The 15939-nt window shown below is 63.0% G+C and carries 13 protein-coding genes; 12 read left to right on the top strand and 1 reads right to left on the bottom strand.

The features are described 5' to 3' along the window. The first annotated feature begins 1 nt into the window (after position 1). The 8 genes from ACUDP5_RS29290 (at position 2) to ACUDP5_RS29255 (ending at position 10371) form a co-directional block, all read left to right on the top strand. On the top strand, positions 2-1036 hold the full coding sequence (locus ACUDP5_RS29290; RefSeq protein ID WP_445659230.1) for an AbrB family transcriptional regulator: 1035 nt from the start codon (positions 2-4) through the stop codon (positions 1034-1036). A 234-nt stretch (positions 1037-1270) separates the two neighbouring features. Beyond that, complete coding sequence (locus tag ACUDP5_RS29285; RefSeq protein WP_006389561.1) at positions 1271-1477, top strand: cold-shock protein; 207 nt, start codon at positions 1271-1273, stop codon at positions 1475-1477. 2702 nt (positions 1478-4179) lie between these two features. Beyond that, on the top strand, positions 4180-6099 hold the full coding sequence (gene mnmG / locus ACUDP5_RS29280; RefSeq protein WP_445657869.1) for a tRNA uridine-5-carboxymethylaminomethyl(34) synthesis enzyme MnmG: 1920 nt from the start codon (positions 4180-4182) through the stop codon (positions 6097-6099). Further along, positions 6096-6785: a 16S rRNA (guanine(527)-N(7))-methyltransferase RsmG gene (gene rsmG / locus ACUDP5_RS29275; RefSeq protein WP_263915295.1), complete on the top strand. Its 690-nt coding sequence runs from the start codon at positions 6096-6098 to the stop codon at positions 6783-6785. The genes mnmG and rsmG overlap by 4 nt, the downstream gene beginning before the upstream one ends. Beyond that, positions 6782-7582: an AAA family ATPase gene (locus ACUDP5_RS29270; protein ID WP_263915294.1), complete on the top strand. Its 801-nt coding sequence runs from the start codon at positions 6782-6784 to the stop codon at positions 7580-7582. The genes rsmG and ACUDP5_RS29270 overlap by 4 nt, the downstream gene beginning before the upstream one ends. Positions 7583-7591: 9 nt before the next feature. Continuing rightward, complete coding sequence (locus ACUDP5_RS29265; RefSeq protein WP_263915293.1) at positions 7592-8413, top strand: GNAT family N-acetyltransferase; 822 nt, start codon at positions 7592-7594, stop codon at positions 8411-8413. A gap of 43 nt (positions 8414-8456) precedes the next feature. Beyond that, positions 8457-9374 carry a ParB/RepB/Spo0J family partition protein gene (locus tag ACUDP5_RS29260; protein ID WP_263915292.1) on the top strand — a complete coding sequence of 306 codons (918 nt, stop codon included), beginning with the start codon at positions 8457-8459 and terminating at the stop codon, positions 9372-9374. Further along, positions 9367-10371: an asparaginase gene (locus ACUDP5_RS29255; protein ID WP_445657868.1), complete on the top strand. Its 1005-nt coding sequence runs from the start codon at positions 9367-9369 to the stop codon at positions 10369-10371. The genes ACUDP5_RS29260 and ACUDP5_RS29255 overlap by 8 nt, the downstream gene beginning before the upstream one ends. On the opposite strand, the gene ACUDP5_RS29250 is transcribed toward ACUDP5_RS29255, so the two are convergent. Beyond that, positions 10365-11258 carry a LysR substrate-binding domain-containing protein gene (locus ACUDP5_RS29250; RefSeq protein ID WP_263915290.1) on the bottom strand — a complete coding sequence of 298 codons (894 nt, stop codon included), beginning with the start codon at positions 11256-11258 and terminating at the stop codon, positions 10365-10367. The genes ACUDP5_RS29255 and ACUDP5_RS29250 overlap by 7 nt on opposite strands. Before the next feature lie 122 nt (positions 11259-11380). Between ACUDP5_RS29250 and ACUDP5_RS29245 the strand changes: the two genes are divergently transcribed. The 4 genes from ACUDP5_RS29245 (at position 11381) to ACUDP5_RS29230 (ending at position 15932) form a co-directional block, all read left to right on the top strand. Then, complete coding sequence (locus ACUDP5_RS29245) at positions 11381-11968, top strand: cysteine dioxygenase family protein (RefSeq protein WP_445659229.1); 588 nt, start codon at positions 11381-11383, stop codon at positions 11966-11968. A gap of 2 nt (positions 11969-11970) precedes the next feature. Then, positions 11971-13146: a cystathionine beta-lyase gene (gene metC / locus ACUDP5_RS29240; RefSeq protein WP_445657867.1), complete on the top strand. Its 1176-nt coding sequence runs from the start codon at positions 11971-11973 to the stop codon at positions 13144-13146. A gap of 41 nt (positions 13147-13187) precedes the next feature. Then, on the top strand, positions 13188-14780 hold the full coding sequence (locus ACUDP5_RS29235) for a rhodanese-like domain-containing protein (RefSeq protein ID WP_445657866.1): 1593 nt from the start codon (positions 13188-13190) through the stop codon (positions 14778-14780). A 150-nt stretch (positions 14781-14930) separates the two neighbouring features. Further along, positions 14931-15932: a Bug family tripartite tricarboxylate transporter substrate binding protein gene (locus ACUDP5_RS29230; protein ID WP_445657865.1), complete on the top strand. Its 1002-nt coding sequence runs from the start codon at positions 14931-14933 to the stop codon at positions 15930-15932. Positions 15933-15939 lie beyond the last annotated feature (7 nt).

The following is a 15939-nucleotide window of genomic DNA, read 5'->3' as shown; positions in this document are numbered from 1 at the left end:
CATGTTGTTGAGGGTCTTCGGCGGATTGGCGATCGCGTTGACTGGGGCCTTGCTGGCGGTGTGGGCGCACATCCCGCTGCCCTGGATGCTGGGGGCGCTGCTGTTGACGGCGGCGGTGCGGATCGGGGGTGTTCGCACGGTGTGTCCACGGCCGGCGCGCAATGCAGGGCAATGGGTCATCGGCACGTCGCTGGGCCTGTATTTCACGCCGCAGGTGATCGGGCACATCGGCACCAATGCCGGGCCGATCATCGTCGGCATGTTGTTTGCATTGGCGCTGGCATTCATCGGTACCGCGATCCTGCGGCGCTACACCGATGTCGATTTCAAGACGGCGTGGTTTGCCTGCGCCATGGGCGGTGCCAGCGAGATGGCCAGCTTGGCAGAGCGCCACGGCGCGCGTATTGATCGCGTCGCGACGGCGCACAGCGTTCGCGTGCTGATGGTGGTGTTGACGGTGCCCTTCATTTTCCAGTGGTGGGGCGTGGCGGGCCTGGATCCGACGGTGCCAGGACCTCGTACCGTGCATGGCGCCGGTCTGGCCGCGTTGGTGGCCCTGACCTGCATCGGAGGCCTCGTCTTCATGAAGCTGAAGTTGCCCAATCCTTGGGTGCTGGGGCCCATGCTGGTCGCGATGCTGCTCACCAGCAATGGCATCGAATTTTCAGCCTTGCCGGACGTCGTGCCCAAGATCGGCCAGCTCTTTATCGGGTGGTCGCTGGGTGATCGATACCGGCCCGATTTCTTTCGTGCGGCACCGCGTTTCATCGCTGCGGTAGCGGTGTTCACGGTCATTGCGTTGGCGTTGGCATTTGGCCTGGGCGCGTTATTGTCGTTGTGGTCCGCGGCACCTATTCCCACGTTGATCCTGGGCACTACACCGGGTGGCATTGCAGAGATGGCCATCACCGCGAAAGTGCTGCAGCTAGGGGTTCCCGTGGTCACTGCGTTCCACGTTACGCGCATGGTGTTCGTGGTAATCGTGACAGGTCCGATGTACGCGTTGCTGGCTCGTCGGCAGGCTAATTCCGCGTGACGGTATTGCGCTTCCAGTCAGAAAAATACGACATTGGGGTAAACAACTATATGAGTCTGTAATGTCGGATGAGTATGCTGATTCCGCAGTTGATTCAAGCAGCGCGCGGACTCGTTCTGCTGCTTTTGCGGCATGCGAGAACGCAGCAGCAACGCAGGTATCCCTACCGGTCGTTCAGTTCTCACGGCGTCCTTGATTCATTGCATTTCGAGTTAATTACAGGACGCTAGGAAAATGGCTCAGAAGGGCAAAGTTAAGTGGTTCAACGCTGACAAGGGTTACGGTTTCATCACGCCGGACGCCGGCGGTACCGATGTTTTCGCACACTTTTCCGCCATCCAGGGCCGCGGCTATCGCAGCCTGAACGAAGGCCAGGAAGTCGAATTCGAAGTCAAGGATGGTCCGAAAGGACCTCAAGCGGCCGAAATTCGCCCGCTCTAAATCGGGAAATCCCAATTTCCCGTCTGCCAGGCCAAGCCTGGCTACGACGCCCCAGAACCTCACGGTCTGGGGCGTTGTTTCATTCCGGTCGGAGATTCTGCGGCGTCGTTTTCGGCGTAATGTTAGTGTTCACTAACATATCCTCCAACCTTGGATAAGTTTGTGGATAATTATTTTCGGGCATGTGTATCCGGGTGCTCAGTAATGAAGCAACTCGGGTTTCGAATCCACGGTTTTGCACATTTTTCGACGCTTCCAGAAGCGCATCCAGCGCCGGTATTTTGCGGCGGTCGGCGCCAGGTCAGCGGCTGGCCGTTCCCTGGGAAACCGCGCTTTTCCCTAGGGAAACCATGTGGTTACGCCGATTTTACGGATTATTGTTCGTCCCAGGGTGGGCTGTTTTGGTCCAGTCTTGCGGTGCAAAGAGGAGCATTTTTTCTCTGCAGAGAGACGGTTGTTCACAAAGATATCCCCATCCCGGTTATGCACAGAATTAGGCCTTGAGTACCCAAAAGGCGGGTGCTCAACCTGTGGATAGAAATGGGGAAAGCGGTCGTCAGCGATCCCCGCTCCGCCCGAATCCGTCGTCTCGGGGGTGCGGCCGGCGGTACGACGGTCGCCTTGCTGTGGATTTCACGTGGAAGCGGAATTCACGCCGAATTGTGTTCCAGCGACTTTTCCACAGCTTGGCGGCATGCCGGCTCAGCCAAATGGATGATGGCGTTGCGCGCAAGGGGCGGGCAAGATATTTGCTGAACGACGGGTGCCCAATAACTTGTACACAGAGAGGCGCGTGATGCGAGTTCTGGATTTGGGTGGGGATAAGTACAGCGTCCGTTGCGGACCGTTCCAGACAGGGCGGCGGTTTGACTTCTTGATGGATACGAAGTTCCCGTCGAACTCGGCATCCATCGCATGGCGGGGCGTCACATGGGTACGGCTTGTGGACGCATGAAAAATAAATAAAAAGCTTATTGGCGCGATAGAGCCGACTTATCCACAATTTTTTCCACTGATTTTGGTGGCGGTGTTGGTGGGTCGCCCAGCTGTCCAGAGATCGAGGCCAAGCGGGGCAAAAGTAGCGCTACGTGTTGGCTGCAGAGACAGTTTTCCTGGGAAGGGATTGCCGTTTTGTGCGTTTTGCCAAATCTGGGTAATTGAATTGCCGGCGGTCGTTCGTGGCCGATTACCGGGCAATCTCTCCTACCTGATCGTGGACTCGCTGCGAGTTATCCCCAAAGTTGTTCCACGTGAAACGGGAGCCCTGGAACGGGTGCGGGCTGTGGATTTCCATGTTGATAAACCGATGACGCTTGGCGCACTGAGCGCGGCGAAGCTGTCGGGAGCGGCTCGACATGCTGTTTGTCGGGAGCATCTTTGATCGGCTAGCGGCGCCCGGTTCGTTGCGGTTCGGAGTGGCGATCAATTGCGGGGACGCATAAGGAAAGTGTCGAGCCGGTCCTTGCTTAGGCCCCGTAGTGGGCTGAAATCCTGCAGCACAACCCGAGATTTTTGCCTTGCTATGTTTCATTCGGATGACGGGAGATGGTCAACCGAATACGGGTCGGACGTAATCTTCCGTGAGGATCGTGAAATTTTCGGTTGGCGGCGTGGTTCCTCCGACGGCTACGCCGCACGAGGTTTCACGTGAAACTCGAAAATTCGCCATGTTTTTGGGTAAGGGGTAAGGTAGGGTGCTGAAAGGCACTTATTTTTTAGGCTGCCGATCGGTCGATCCGAGCTGGTGACGTCGGGTCGGGCACCTGTTGTTTTGTTGACCAGGTACCCGATACGGTGGCTTTATTTGCCTTTGTGGCTGCTTGGGATGTGGTCGTTGGCCCGTCGACCTGCTTGATCCGATATGTTCCACGTGAAACACCGCAGCGCGGATTGTCTTAAGGCGCCAGGCGATGGATGGCTTGTGGCACATGGCACATGTTTCACGTGGAACAGTGCCCATAGGGAGTGCGGTGTTCTGGATCATTAGGGCCTTCAAGGAATAGTGACCTGCACGGGCAAGGTAGGTCTGCGCACGATCGATTGCTACGAATTAATGTTTCACGTGGAACATCTGCTGGCCTCCTACGGTGCCGTTGCCCACCGCTGCATGCCCGTGTAAAGCGCTATGCAGAGTTGGGCTTATGTCAGATAGGAGGGGGGGCTGTTTCACGTGAAACACATGTCCTGGTTGCTCCACGATCCTATGTCGGGATGCATTTGACGTGATGTAGCAACCGTCCAGGCAGAGGCGAGAGGCCTCTAGGTCGCGAGCCGCGGTGGATGTTTCACGTGAAACATACATCCAGAAGGCAAATTGGAAGTCGATTTCCGCTGCGGGGCTTCAATCGATTAGGGGCTGGTGATGCCGGCTACCATGTGACCAGTCATGGACGGTATCTGACAATCTAGCCAGTTATCGATGTTTCACGTGAAACGTTCTTCGCGATCCATCCTGACAGAACCTATGTTTCACGTGGAACATACCTTGGCCAGGGCAGGGCGCGCAGATGTTCCTCGTGGAACACTCCCATCAACAGAGGCAAATGCCGACATATTTGGTCGGACGGACAGCTCGCCCGTTGCCTTTTGTACACGAACATTGAAAGACCGCGCGACCCATTGCTGCACCGAACCATGTTTCACGTGAAACATGCCCCCCCTGCCTCTATAATGAGCACCGAACGCTCTCTTACCTCCCCATCATGGATTATCCCCGCGAATTCGATGTCATCGTCGTTGGTGGCGGCCACGCCGGCACCGAGGCGGCGCTGGCTGCAGCACGCGCTGGCGCCCAGACGCTGCTGCTCACCCACAACATCGAAACCCTAGGTCAGATGTCTTGCAATCCCTCCATTGGCGGGATCGGCAAAGGTCATCTCGTCAAAGAAGTTGACGCCCTTGGCGGTGCCATGGCTTTGGCGACGGACGAGGCGGGGATTCAGTTCCGCATTCTTAATGGCTCGAAAGGGCCGGCCGTGCGCGCGACCCGCGCCCAGGCAGACCGGGTGCTGTACCGCCAAGCCATTCGTGGCCGCCTGGAGAATCAGCCCAATTTGTGGCTATTCCAGCAAGCGGTGGAAGACTTGATGGTAGAAGGCGACCGTGTGGTCGGCGCCGTGACCCAAGTCGGACTCAAGTTCCGGGCCAAGACCGTGGTCCTGACCGCCGGTACATTCCTCAACGGCCTGATTCACGTGGGTCTGCAGAATTACTCCGGTGGCCGCGCAGGTGATCCCCCGGCTATTTCCCTGGGGCAGCGCCTGAAGGAACTGCAGCTGCCGCAAGGCCGCTTGAAGACCGGCACGCCGCCGCGCATCGACGGTCGCAGCATCAACTACAGCATTCTGGAAGAGCAACCAGGTGACCTGGATCCGATTCCGGTGTTCTCGTACATGGGCAATGTGGCCATGCATCCTCGGCAGTTGCCCTGCTGGATCACCCACACCAACGCGCGTACCCACGACATCATCCGCGGCGGGCTGGATCGTTCGCCGATGTATAGCGGGGTGATCGAAGGGGTGGGGCCGCGTTACTGTCCGTCCATCGAAGACAAGATCCACCGTTTCGCCGACAAGGAATCGCATCAGGTCTTTCTCGAACCCGAGGGGTTGGACACGCACGAGGTCTATCCCAACGGCGTATCGACCAGCTTGCCGTTCGACGTGCAGCTGGACCTGATCCATTCTTTGCCCGGCCTGGAACACGCGCACATCCTGCGCCCCGGGTACGCGATCGAATACGACTACTTCGATCCACGTGGATTGAAGAGCACGCTCGAAACCAAGGCGATCTCCGGCCTGTTCTTCGCGGGTCAGATCAACGGCACCACCGGCTACGAAGAAGCCGCAGCCCAAGGACTCCTGGCTGGCGTGAACGCAGCGCTGCAGTCGTTGGGGCGCGATCCGTGGACGCCGCGCCGCGACGAAGCCTACCTGGGCGTATTGGTCGACGATCTGGTGACGCGCGGCGTCACCGAGCCGTACCGCATGTTCACCTCGCGCGCCGAATACCGCTTGAGCCTGCGTGAAGACAATGCGGACCTGCGCCTGACCGAAATCGGCCGGCAGCTCGGCATCGTCGACGACGCCCGCTGGGAAGCCTTCAATCGCAAGCGCGATGCGGTGGCCGCCGAGGTCGAACGTTTGAAGTCGTCCTGGGTCAATCCGCGCTTGTTGCCGCTGGAAGTGGCAGAGCCCTTGCTGGGCAAGGCGATTGAACGTGAGTACTCACTAGCAGATCTGCTGAAACGCCCGAATGTTTCCTATGAAGCCCTGATGGCCGCCCGCAATATCGACGGCACGCTGCTGGCTGGTCCCGGCGTGGTGGCCGACGAGGTGCTGGCCGAGCAGGTCGAGATCCAGGTGAAGTACGCCGGCTACATTGCGCGCCAGCAAGATGAAGTGCAAAAGCAGATTGCCCACGAACAACAGCCCATTCCGGCGGACGTCGATTACGACGCCGTGACCAGCCTGTCGTTCGAAGTGCGCCAGAAGCTCAAGACTCACCGGCCCGAGACCATCGGCCAGGCCGCCCGGATTTCGGGCGTGACACCGGCGGCGATCTCGCTGCTGCTCATTCACCTCAAGCGCCTGCATTACGGCTCGCGCAAGCAAGCCGCATGAGCGCCCATCCCGATCCGGCCGGCGCAGACATGGCCGGCCGTCTCTCCCGTGCATTCGAGCAACTGGGGCTGCAGGCCGATGCCGACGCGGCCGCCAAGCTGCTCGACTACCTGGCGCAGATGCAGCGCTGGAACCGAACCTATAACCTGACCGCCATTCGCGATCCGCAGCAGATGCTGGTGCAGCACCTGTTCGACAGTCTGGCCGCGGTGGGCCCGTTCAGCGACGCGCTGGGCCAGCCTGGCACGCCGGCCAGGATCTACGACGTGGGATCGGGGGGGGGCCTGCCCGGGGTCGTCCTGGCCGTCATGCGGCCCGCATGGTCCGTGACCTGCATCGATGCTGTAGAAAAGAAAACCGCATTCGTCCGGCAGATGAGCGGCGCCCTGGCCTTGCCCAACCTGCAGGCCCGCCATGCACGTATCGAAACGCTGGACCCTGCCGACTGCAACATTGTGACGTCGCGCGCCTTCGCTTCTTTGGATGATTTTGCAATGCTCGCGGGCAGGCACGTGGGCAACGATGGTACCCTCGTCGCCATGAAGGGCAAGGTCCCCGATGATGAGATCGCAGCGCTGCACGCGCGCGGGGAATGGCAAGTCGACCATATTCAGCAACTCCGGGTGCCGGAGCTGCAAGCAGAACGCTGCCTGATCTGGATGCGCCGCAGTCAAGGAACCCTATGAAGAACTTACCCCCCAGCTCGTCCGCCCGTGTTTTCTGCATCGCCAATCAAAAGGGTGGTGTGGGCAAGACGACGACCGCCATCAATCTGGCGGCGGGCCTGGCGACGCACAAGCAACGCGTGCTGCTGGTGGACCTGGACCCGCAAGGCAACGCCACAATGGGCAGCGGCATCGACAAGAATTCGCTCGAGTCGAACCTGTACCAGGTGCTGATCGGTGAATCCACGATCGAGCAGGCGCGCGTGCGCTCGGAATCGGGCGGCTATGACGTGTTGCCCGCCAACCGTGAATTGTCCGGCGCCGAGATCGACCTGGTGCAGATGGACGAACGCGAGCGTCAGCTCAAGGCCGCCATCGATACCGTGGCCACCCAATACGATTTCGTCCTGATCGACTGCCCGCCCACCTTGTCGCTGCTGACGTTGAACGGCCTGGCCGCGGCGCACGGCGTCATCATCCCGATGCAGTGCGAATATTTCGCGCTCGAAGGCTTGTCCGACCTGGTCAACACGATCAAGCGCGTACACCGCAACATCAACGACGACCTGCGCGTCATCGGTTTGTTGCGTGTCATGTTCGACCCGCGCATGACGCTGCAACAGCAGGTGTCTGCGCAGCTCGAAGCGCACTTCGGCGACAAGGTCTTCAAGACCGTCGTGCCGCGCAACGTGCGCCTGGCCGAGGCGCCCAGCTATGGCATGCCCGGCGTGGTCTACGATCGCGCCTCGCGGGGGGCGCAGGCCTACATCGCCTTCGGCGCCGAAATGATCGAACGCGTTCGCGATCTCAATAAATAAGCCGTAAGCATGTCCGTCGCACCGCGCCATTCGCCCTCCGACGCTTTGCCCCGCACGCCGCCCGCCGACGTGCGCGATGCGCTGCGCGTGCGGCTCGAAGAGGCCGCGCTCAATGCTACGGCGGTGCGCGCCCAGGTGCTCTACGACGGCTGGCTGGTGCGGTTGTCGCCATCGTCCGCCAAACGGGTACGCAGCATCAATGTGCTGGGGTTATCCACACGTCCGCTGGACGAGCGGCTGGCGTATTGTTCATCGTTGTATGCGCGCCATGGCTTGCCCATGGTGCTGCGCATCACCTCCATCGGTCCCGATTTCGCCCTGGACGCCGAGCTGGAGTCCCGTGGTTACATCCTCACTGGCGAGACCCGAGTCATGAGCATGCCGCTCGCCCCCAGGCCTGGCGCCCGGGGCGATCTGCTTTTCAAGACAGTGGACGCTGCCCGATTCGCGGCGGCGGTCGGACGCATGCGTGATTCCCGGGCGGAGCACATCGCCGAGCACCAGGCGCGCCTCGAAGGCTTGGCTGTGGATATCTTGCCGGTGCTGGCCACGGACAGCGCCGGACACTGTGTGGCCGCTGGCATGGCCGTGCGCGACGGCGATGTCGTGGGGCTGTTCGATGTGGTGACGGATCCTGCGCAAAGGCGCAGGGGCCATGCCGCCATGCTGGTCGAACATCTGTTGGCAAGCGCCGCCACGGGCGGGGCCACCACGGCATATTTGCAGGTAGAGCCGGAAAACACCGCGGCGCGCGCCTTGTACGGCCGCTACGGTTTCAAAGACTGTTACGCGTATTGGTACCGCCTGCCCGCCGAGCAGGCGGACGCCTGAGCCTGGCTCGGGATACAAAAACAGAAGGAAAGAGGATTTAACTATGGCCACCAAGAAACCCAAGGGTTTGGGTCGCGGACTTGACGCCTTGCTGGGCGCCGACGCGCCCGCCATTGACAATATCGGCAAGGCTGCGGCCAAGCCCGAGGGTCTGCCGTCCACCTTGCCTGTTTCGAAGATGCGGGCCGGCAAGTATCAGCCGCGCACTCGCATGGACGAGGGCGCGCTGGGCGAGCTGGCCGAATCGATACGCACACAAGGAATCATGCAACCCATTCTTGTGCGCGCGCTGGGCGAGGCGCCCGGCCACTACGAGATCATCGCGGGCGAGCGCCGTTTCCGTGCGGCGCAGCTCGCCGGGCTGAAAGAAGTGCCGGTGCTGGTGCGCGAAGTCGCCGATGAAAATGCGGCCGTCATGGCGCTCATCGAAAACATCCAGCGTGAAGACCTGAACCCGCTCGAAGAAGCGCATGGCGTGCGCCGCCTGCTCGACGAATTCGGCCTGACCCACGAGCAGGCCGCCCAGGCCATCGGCCGCTCGCGTTCGGCCACCAGCAACCTGCTGCGCCTGTTGAACCTGGCAGCCGCGGTGCAGACCATGCTGCTGGCGGGTGACGTCGACATGGGTCATGCGCGCGCGCTGCTGGCCGTGGATGCCGCCACGCAGATCCAGCTGGCCAACCAGATCATCGCGCGTCGCCTGTCGGTGCGCGAAGCCGAAAAGCTGGTCGCCAAGACCGCCAAAGAAGCCGAGACAGCCGCCTCGCCCAAGAAAAAGACGAACGGCGCGTCGCGCGACCTGACGCGCCTCGAAGAGGCCCTGTCCGACCACCTGGGCACCCGTGTGGCGCTGAAGGTGGGTGCCAAGGAAAAGGGCCAGATCGTCATCGACTTCCACGGCTGGGAACACCTGAATTCGCTGCTCGAGCGTCAAGGCCTGTCCGGAGTGGTCGATGCCTGATATGGCTTTGCCGGTCATTGCGGTATTGGCTACGGGTGGCACCATTGCCGGCGCCCAGGCCGATGCGACCGCCGCGGGCTACAAGGCAGGCTCATTCTCGGTAGGTGATCTGCTGGCTGCCGTGCCGCAGTTGGCGGGCCTGGCGGACATCCGCGCCGAACAGGTGGCCAACGTAGGTAGCCAGAATATGACGCACGACGTCTGGCGCACGTTGGCGCAACGCGTGGATGCGCTATGCGCCGACGCATCGGTGGCCGGCATCGTCATCACGCACGGCACGGATACGCTTGAAGAAACCGCGTACTTTCTCAGCCTGGTGATCCAGCACGACAAACCGGTGGTGCTGGTGGGGGCGATGCGTCCCGCTACCGCGCTGGGCGCCGAAGGCCCCGCGAACCTGTACAACGCTGTCGCGCTGGCTCGGCATCCCGACGCGCGCGGTCGGGGTCCGCTGGTCGTCATGAACGAAGACGTGCACTACGCGCGCGAGATCCAGAAGGTCGCCAGCGCCGGCATCAGCGCCTTCGCGTCGCCCAACCGCGGTCGCGCAGGCGTCATGCATGGCGGTGTGCCGTGCTTCTATTCGCGCAACACCACCACGCATACGGCACAAAGCGAGTTTTCACTCGCATTGTTGGAAAAGGCTGGGTGGCCACGCGTGGACATCGTCTATGCGCACGCCAATCTGCAAGCCGATGTCATTGCATTCGTCGCCGGCAAGGCGGACGGCATCGTGCTGGCCGGCGTAGGCGATGGCAATGCCACCGACCTGGCTGTGGACGCCCTGACCCGCGCGGCTGCCGATGGCGTGGCAGTGGTGCGGTCCAGCCGCACCGGCAGCGGCCTGGTGGCGCGTGACGTCGAACTGGACGACGCGGCGCGGGGCTTTGCCGCCGCCCGCGACCTGAACCCGCAGAAGGCCCGCATCCTGCTGATGCTGGCCCTGTGCGTCAGCCGCGACCCTGCGGTCGTGCAGGGTTACTTCGACCGCTATTGAAGGCTTGCGGGGTTGGCGGTGGCGTCTGCGTGCCGCGCCAGTCCCAGGCTGGCCTTGAGCATGTCATAGACCTGCCGCGTCAGCGGATTGATCAGATCGCGCCTTATCCACAGGAAGTACGTCACGTCCGGCAAGGGCGGCAGGCCTTCCTTTTCTCCCAGCACCCGCATTTCCGGCCCCAGCAGTTCCACGCTGCGTGCCGTCACGCCCAGGCCTGCCCGCAGCGCGGCCTTGATGCCCACCAGGTTCGGCGCCACGTAGTTGGTGTGCCAGCGTACCTGCGCCTGTTCCAGCGCGGTGAGCGCCAGGCGGCGAAAGATACTGGGCTCGTCGGCGAGCACCAGCGGCACGGGCGCGCTCACATCGTGCACATAGTCGGCCGACGCCAGCCAGACGGTGGGCGAGGTGCGCAGCGCCACGCCCTCGAAATCCTGGTCAAAGCGGGTTGAAATCGTCAGGTCGAGTTCGCCTGCCCGCAGTGCGTCCATCAGGAACGGACTGCGGTCGGCGCGGATTTCGAGTTTCACGCGGGGCGCCGAACGCGCGATGTGCGTCAGCAACGTGGGCAGGATGGTGTCGGCGACGTCCAGCGGCGCGCCCAATCGCAAATCGCCTTCCAGGGGCCCGTCCTGCAGCGCGCGCAGCGCCTCGTCGTTGATGGCCAGCATGTGGCGTGCATATTCGACCAATCGCCGGCCATGGGTGGACAAGACCTTGTTGCGCCCCTGCTTTTCGAACAGCGGCAGGCCGATAGCGGCTTCCAGGCGTTGCATTTGCTGCGTGACGGCCGATTGTGTCTTGTGCAGCCGGTTGGCCGCTTCGGAGAACGTGTCGTAGCGCGCGATCGCCGTCAGCGTGCGCAGCAGGTCCAGATCCAGATTGCGCATATCCCTTGAGATCGAAAAGTATTAGCAATGCTTATGGAATCTTAAGGCAATTTAAATTGTTCCGCCCCGCGCAGGGCGATACAGTGATCGAAATAACTCATGAAACAAGAGGGAAAGTCACTGTGGGTAATGCGCATCCTCACCAGCAGGGCATCGACAGCACCGTTGGAAATATTAAAAATACTTTAGGAAATAAGGGCCTGAACCGTGACAGCTTGAAGGTCGTGCTGGACCAGCTGATCCAACTGGCCGGCCACGCCGACTGGTGGGCCCAGGATCGCTACCCGGCGCCGGAAGAAGGCGAGCGCCAGGCGCGCTACCTGATCAGCGAAGACGCCGACAAGCAGTACGCGCTGTACCTGAACGTGATGCGGCCGGGCAAGCAGATCGTGCCGCACAACCACACCACCTGGGCCTGTATCGCGGCCGTGGAAGGGGTGGAATACAACTACGTCTACGACCGCACCGACGACGGCTCGGTGCCGGGCGTGGGGCATCTTGAAAAGACCGGCACCGTGGTGGTCGGCCCGGGTAGCGGCATTGCGCTGATGCCCGACGACATCCACGCGGTCGAGATCCAGGGCGACAGCGTCATCCGCCATCTGCACATGTACGGCCGCGCGCTGGAAACGCTGACCGAGCGGTTGGCCTTCGACCTGGCCGCCGGCACCTGCAAAGTCATGCCGATCGGCGTGCAGACGCGTCGCTGACCATGGACAAGCCCTATCGGCCCGCGACGCGGCTGCTGCGCGCCGGGCGCCCTCATGGCGGCTGGGTCAATACGCCGGTCACGCGGGCCAGTACTTATGTGTTCGACAGCGTGGCGGCCTGGCGCGACACGCGGGCGCGTCGCGAGCAGGAACGCCTGCCGTCCTACGGCGCACGCGGCACCGACAGCACCCATGCGCTGGAAGACGCGCTGGTGGAACTGGAACAGGGCTTTCGCGCCAAGTTGTTCCCCACCGGGCAGGCGGCCATTGCGACGGTGTTGCTGGCCTATCTGCGCGCCGGCGATCACGTGCTGGTGACCGATGCAGTCTATGAACCCGTGCGTCGTTTCTGCGCCGAACATCTGTCGCGCCTGGGGATCGAGTTCTCGTATTACCCGCCGGATGGCAACGGCCTGGCCCAGTTGGTGCGTCCGAACACCCGCATGATCTACGCCGAATCGCCGGGTTCGCTCACCTATGAAATGCCGGACCTGCGCCGCCTGGCCGAGCTGGCGCGGCAACACGATTGCTGGCTGGCTGTGGATAACACCTGGGCTTCCGGATTGCTGTGCCAGCCGCTGTCGCTGGGCGCCGATATCTCGATTCTTGCCGCCACCAAATATCTGGGCGGCCATGCCGACGTGATGATGGGCGCAGTCGTGACCAACCCGCGCGCCTGGCGGCCGTTGGATCGCGCCGGCATCGACTTCGGCCAGACTGTCGGCGCCGATGACGCCTTCCTGGTGCTGCGCGGCATGCGTTCACTGCCGCTGCGCCTGGCCCAGCATGCCCGCAGTGCGATGCGCGTGGCCGAGTGGCTGCAGGGCAGGGCGGAGGTCGCGCGCGTGTTGTGCCCGGCGCTGCCTGACGACCCTTCCCACGCCGTCTGGCGGCGTGAATGCTCGGGCACCAACGGCTTGCTGACCGTGGAGTTCGCCGCGCCCATTACCGATGCCGACATGGAGCGCGCCATCGATGCGCTGCGCCTGTTTGGCATCGGCGCGTCCTGGGGCGGCTTTGAAAGCCTGGTGATTCCGATGCAGTTGCGCAATGCGCGTTCGCTGCCGGCTGCGCAGGCGCATGGCCCGATGTTGCGGCTGCATATCGGGTTGGAAGACCCGCAAGACCTGATCGCCGACCTCGACCACGCCTTCACCCAGCTTCGACCCGAGCGCTGATATCCGCCATTTCCCCTTTTCCGATTCCCGAGAATTCACTGATGCATCTCCATTCCGACCTGAACACGGCCGACGTCGATTCCCACACGCTCAAGGGCTGGCTGCATGACGGCAACGAGATCGCGCTGTTGGACGTGCGCGAGCATGGCCAATACGGCGAGTCTCACTTGTTCTATGCCGCGCCGGTTCCGTACAGCCGACTGGAAGCCGACATCGTGCGGTTGGCGCCGCGTCGCGGCGTGCGGGTGGTGGTCTATGACGAAGGTGGCGTGGACGAGACGGCGGCGCGCGCCGCACGCGCATTGCGTGCGCTGGGCTACACGCAGGTGCACCGGCTGGCGGGCGGCATCGAACAATGGCGACGCGACGGCTATGCCGCATTTGCCGGCGTCAATGTGCCCAGCAAGACCTTCGGTGAACTCGCCGAAGAAGTGTTCCACACCCCCCGTATCGGTGCACGCGAACTGGCCGAGCGCCAGCGCCGCGGCGACGACCTGATCGTGCTGGATGGCAGGCCCTACGCCGAATACCAGAAGATGAGCATTCCGGGCGGCATCTGCTGCCCCAATGGCGAGCTGGCGTTGCGTGCACATACCCTGGCCAGGAACCCGACCACCACCATCGTGGTCAATTGCGCAGGACGCACGCGCAGCATCATCGGCGCGCAGACGCTGATCAACCTGGGCGTGCCCAACCCGGTGTTTGCGCTGGAAAACGGCACCCAAGGCTGGTATCTGGAAGACTTCAAGCTCGACCATGGCGCGCAGCGTCGCTACGACGATAGCGTGGTGCCTGAGGACTTGCCGGCGCTGGTGCAGCGCTCGGCCAATCTGGCCGAGCGCCACAACGTGCCGCGCGTCGACGCAAGCCAGGTACAGGCCTGGCTGGATGAGGCGGGTCGCAGCACCTTCCTGTGCGATGTGCGCAGCGCCGAAGAGTTTGCGCAAGGGTCCTTGCCCGGTGCCCAGCACACGCCGGGCGGCCAGCTGATCCAGGCCACCGACCAATACCTGGCCGTGCGTGGCGCACGCATCGTGGTGTTCGACGCCGAAGGTGTGCGCGCGCCGGTCGTGGCCAGTTGGCTGCGCCAGATGGGCTGGGATGCGAGCGTGCTGCAAGAGGGCGTGGCCGCAGCGCTGAAAGCCAACGTGGTGCCGGCCGATGCTCCGTCCGTGGCCGTGTTGGACGACACGGCGCTGGTCGCAGCATCCGCGCAGGGCGCGCAGCTGGTCGACATCCGCGCCAGCATGCGCTATCGCACCCAACATATCGCGGGGGCGCAATGGTCGATTCGCCCACGCTTTGCCGATCTGGCGTTGGACCCCGCGCAACCAGTGGTGTTGCTGGCCGACGAACTGGCCGTGGCCGCCTGGGCGGCGGCTGATCTGCGGGCGCTGGGCGCAAGCGACGTCAAGGTGAACCTCGGCTCGCCGGCCGGCTGGTCGGCAGCGGGCCTGACCCTGCAAGCCACGCCGGACGAGCCCGCCGACCGCGATTGCATCGACTACCTGTTTTTCGTGCACGACCGCCACGACGGCAACAAGGCCGCGGCGCGTCAGTACCTCGCCTGGGAAACCAACCTGGTCAAGCAGATCGACGAGCGCGAACGCGCCGCGTATCGCTTTCCGGCTTAGTCGCCCATGGGCCGCATGAGCGGCCGCACGACCTGCTTTATCCGATCAGCACGCCCCGGTGCCCAGCCGCCGGGGCGCGGACGGTTCATGGCGAACCGGAATGCAACGGACGGCCGAGTATCCGGCCGCCGACTACAAGGGGAAGTACCGATGACAAAGCAACACGTGCTGCAAGCCTGCACCACCGCGGCCGCCTTGGCTTGCCTGGCCTGGGGCGTCAACGCCCACGCTCAGGCATTGGCGCAGCTGGCCGACTATCCCAAGCAAGCCATCACGGTGGTGTCGCCGTTTCCGCCCGGCGGCGGCAATGACGGCGTGGCGCGCCTGATCGCGCAGGAGTTGGGCGCGATCACGGGTCAGAGCGTGGTCGTGGAGAACCGTTCCGGCGCCGGTGGCAATGTGGGTACCTCGCAGGTCTCGCGCGCCAAGCCGGATGGCTATACGCTGGTGATGTCGCAGACCAGCGTCATGGCGGTCAATCCGCGCCTGTACAAGAACGTGGGCTTTGATCCGGTCAAGGACTTCGTGCCCATCTCGCAGATCACCTCCGCGCCGCTGGTGCTCGTGTCGCGCAGCGAAAGCGCCTACAAATCGCTGGGCGACTATCTCGACGCCGCGCGCAAGCAGCCCGGCGTCATCACCTATGCCACCCCGGGCAACGGCACCATGAGCCACCTGATGGGCGCGCTGCTGTCGCAAAAGGCCGGTGTGAAACTCGTGCACGTGCCGTATCGCGGCGCCGCGCCTGCGATCACCGACCTGATGGGCGGCACGGTGGACATGCTGATTACCTCGCCCGCATCGGCCGAACCGATGGTGGCCGCGGGCAAGCTGCGCATCCTGGCGCTCAGCCACGACAACGGCATCGGTATCTTCAAGACCGCGCCCACGCTCAAGCAATCGGGCATGGACGGCATCACCGCCGACGATTGGTACGGCCTGTTCGCGCCGGCCGGCACGCCGCCGGACCGCATCGCCTATCTGGCCAAGGCCGTTGCCCAGGCCATGAAATCGCCCAACGTGATCGCCAAGATCCAGGCCGGCGGCAGCCAGCCGGTCGGCAGTGCGCCCGATGCCTTCCAGAAGCGGCTGCAGCAGGACACCCTCTATTGGGCAGACATGGTGAAGGTGGCGGGCGTGTCGGTGGACTGACGCGCGG

The organism is Achromobacter sp. NCFB-sbj8-Ac1-l (genome assembly GCF_052695805.1).
This window is presented reverse-complemented; position numbering and strand designations above follow the sequence as displayed.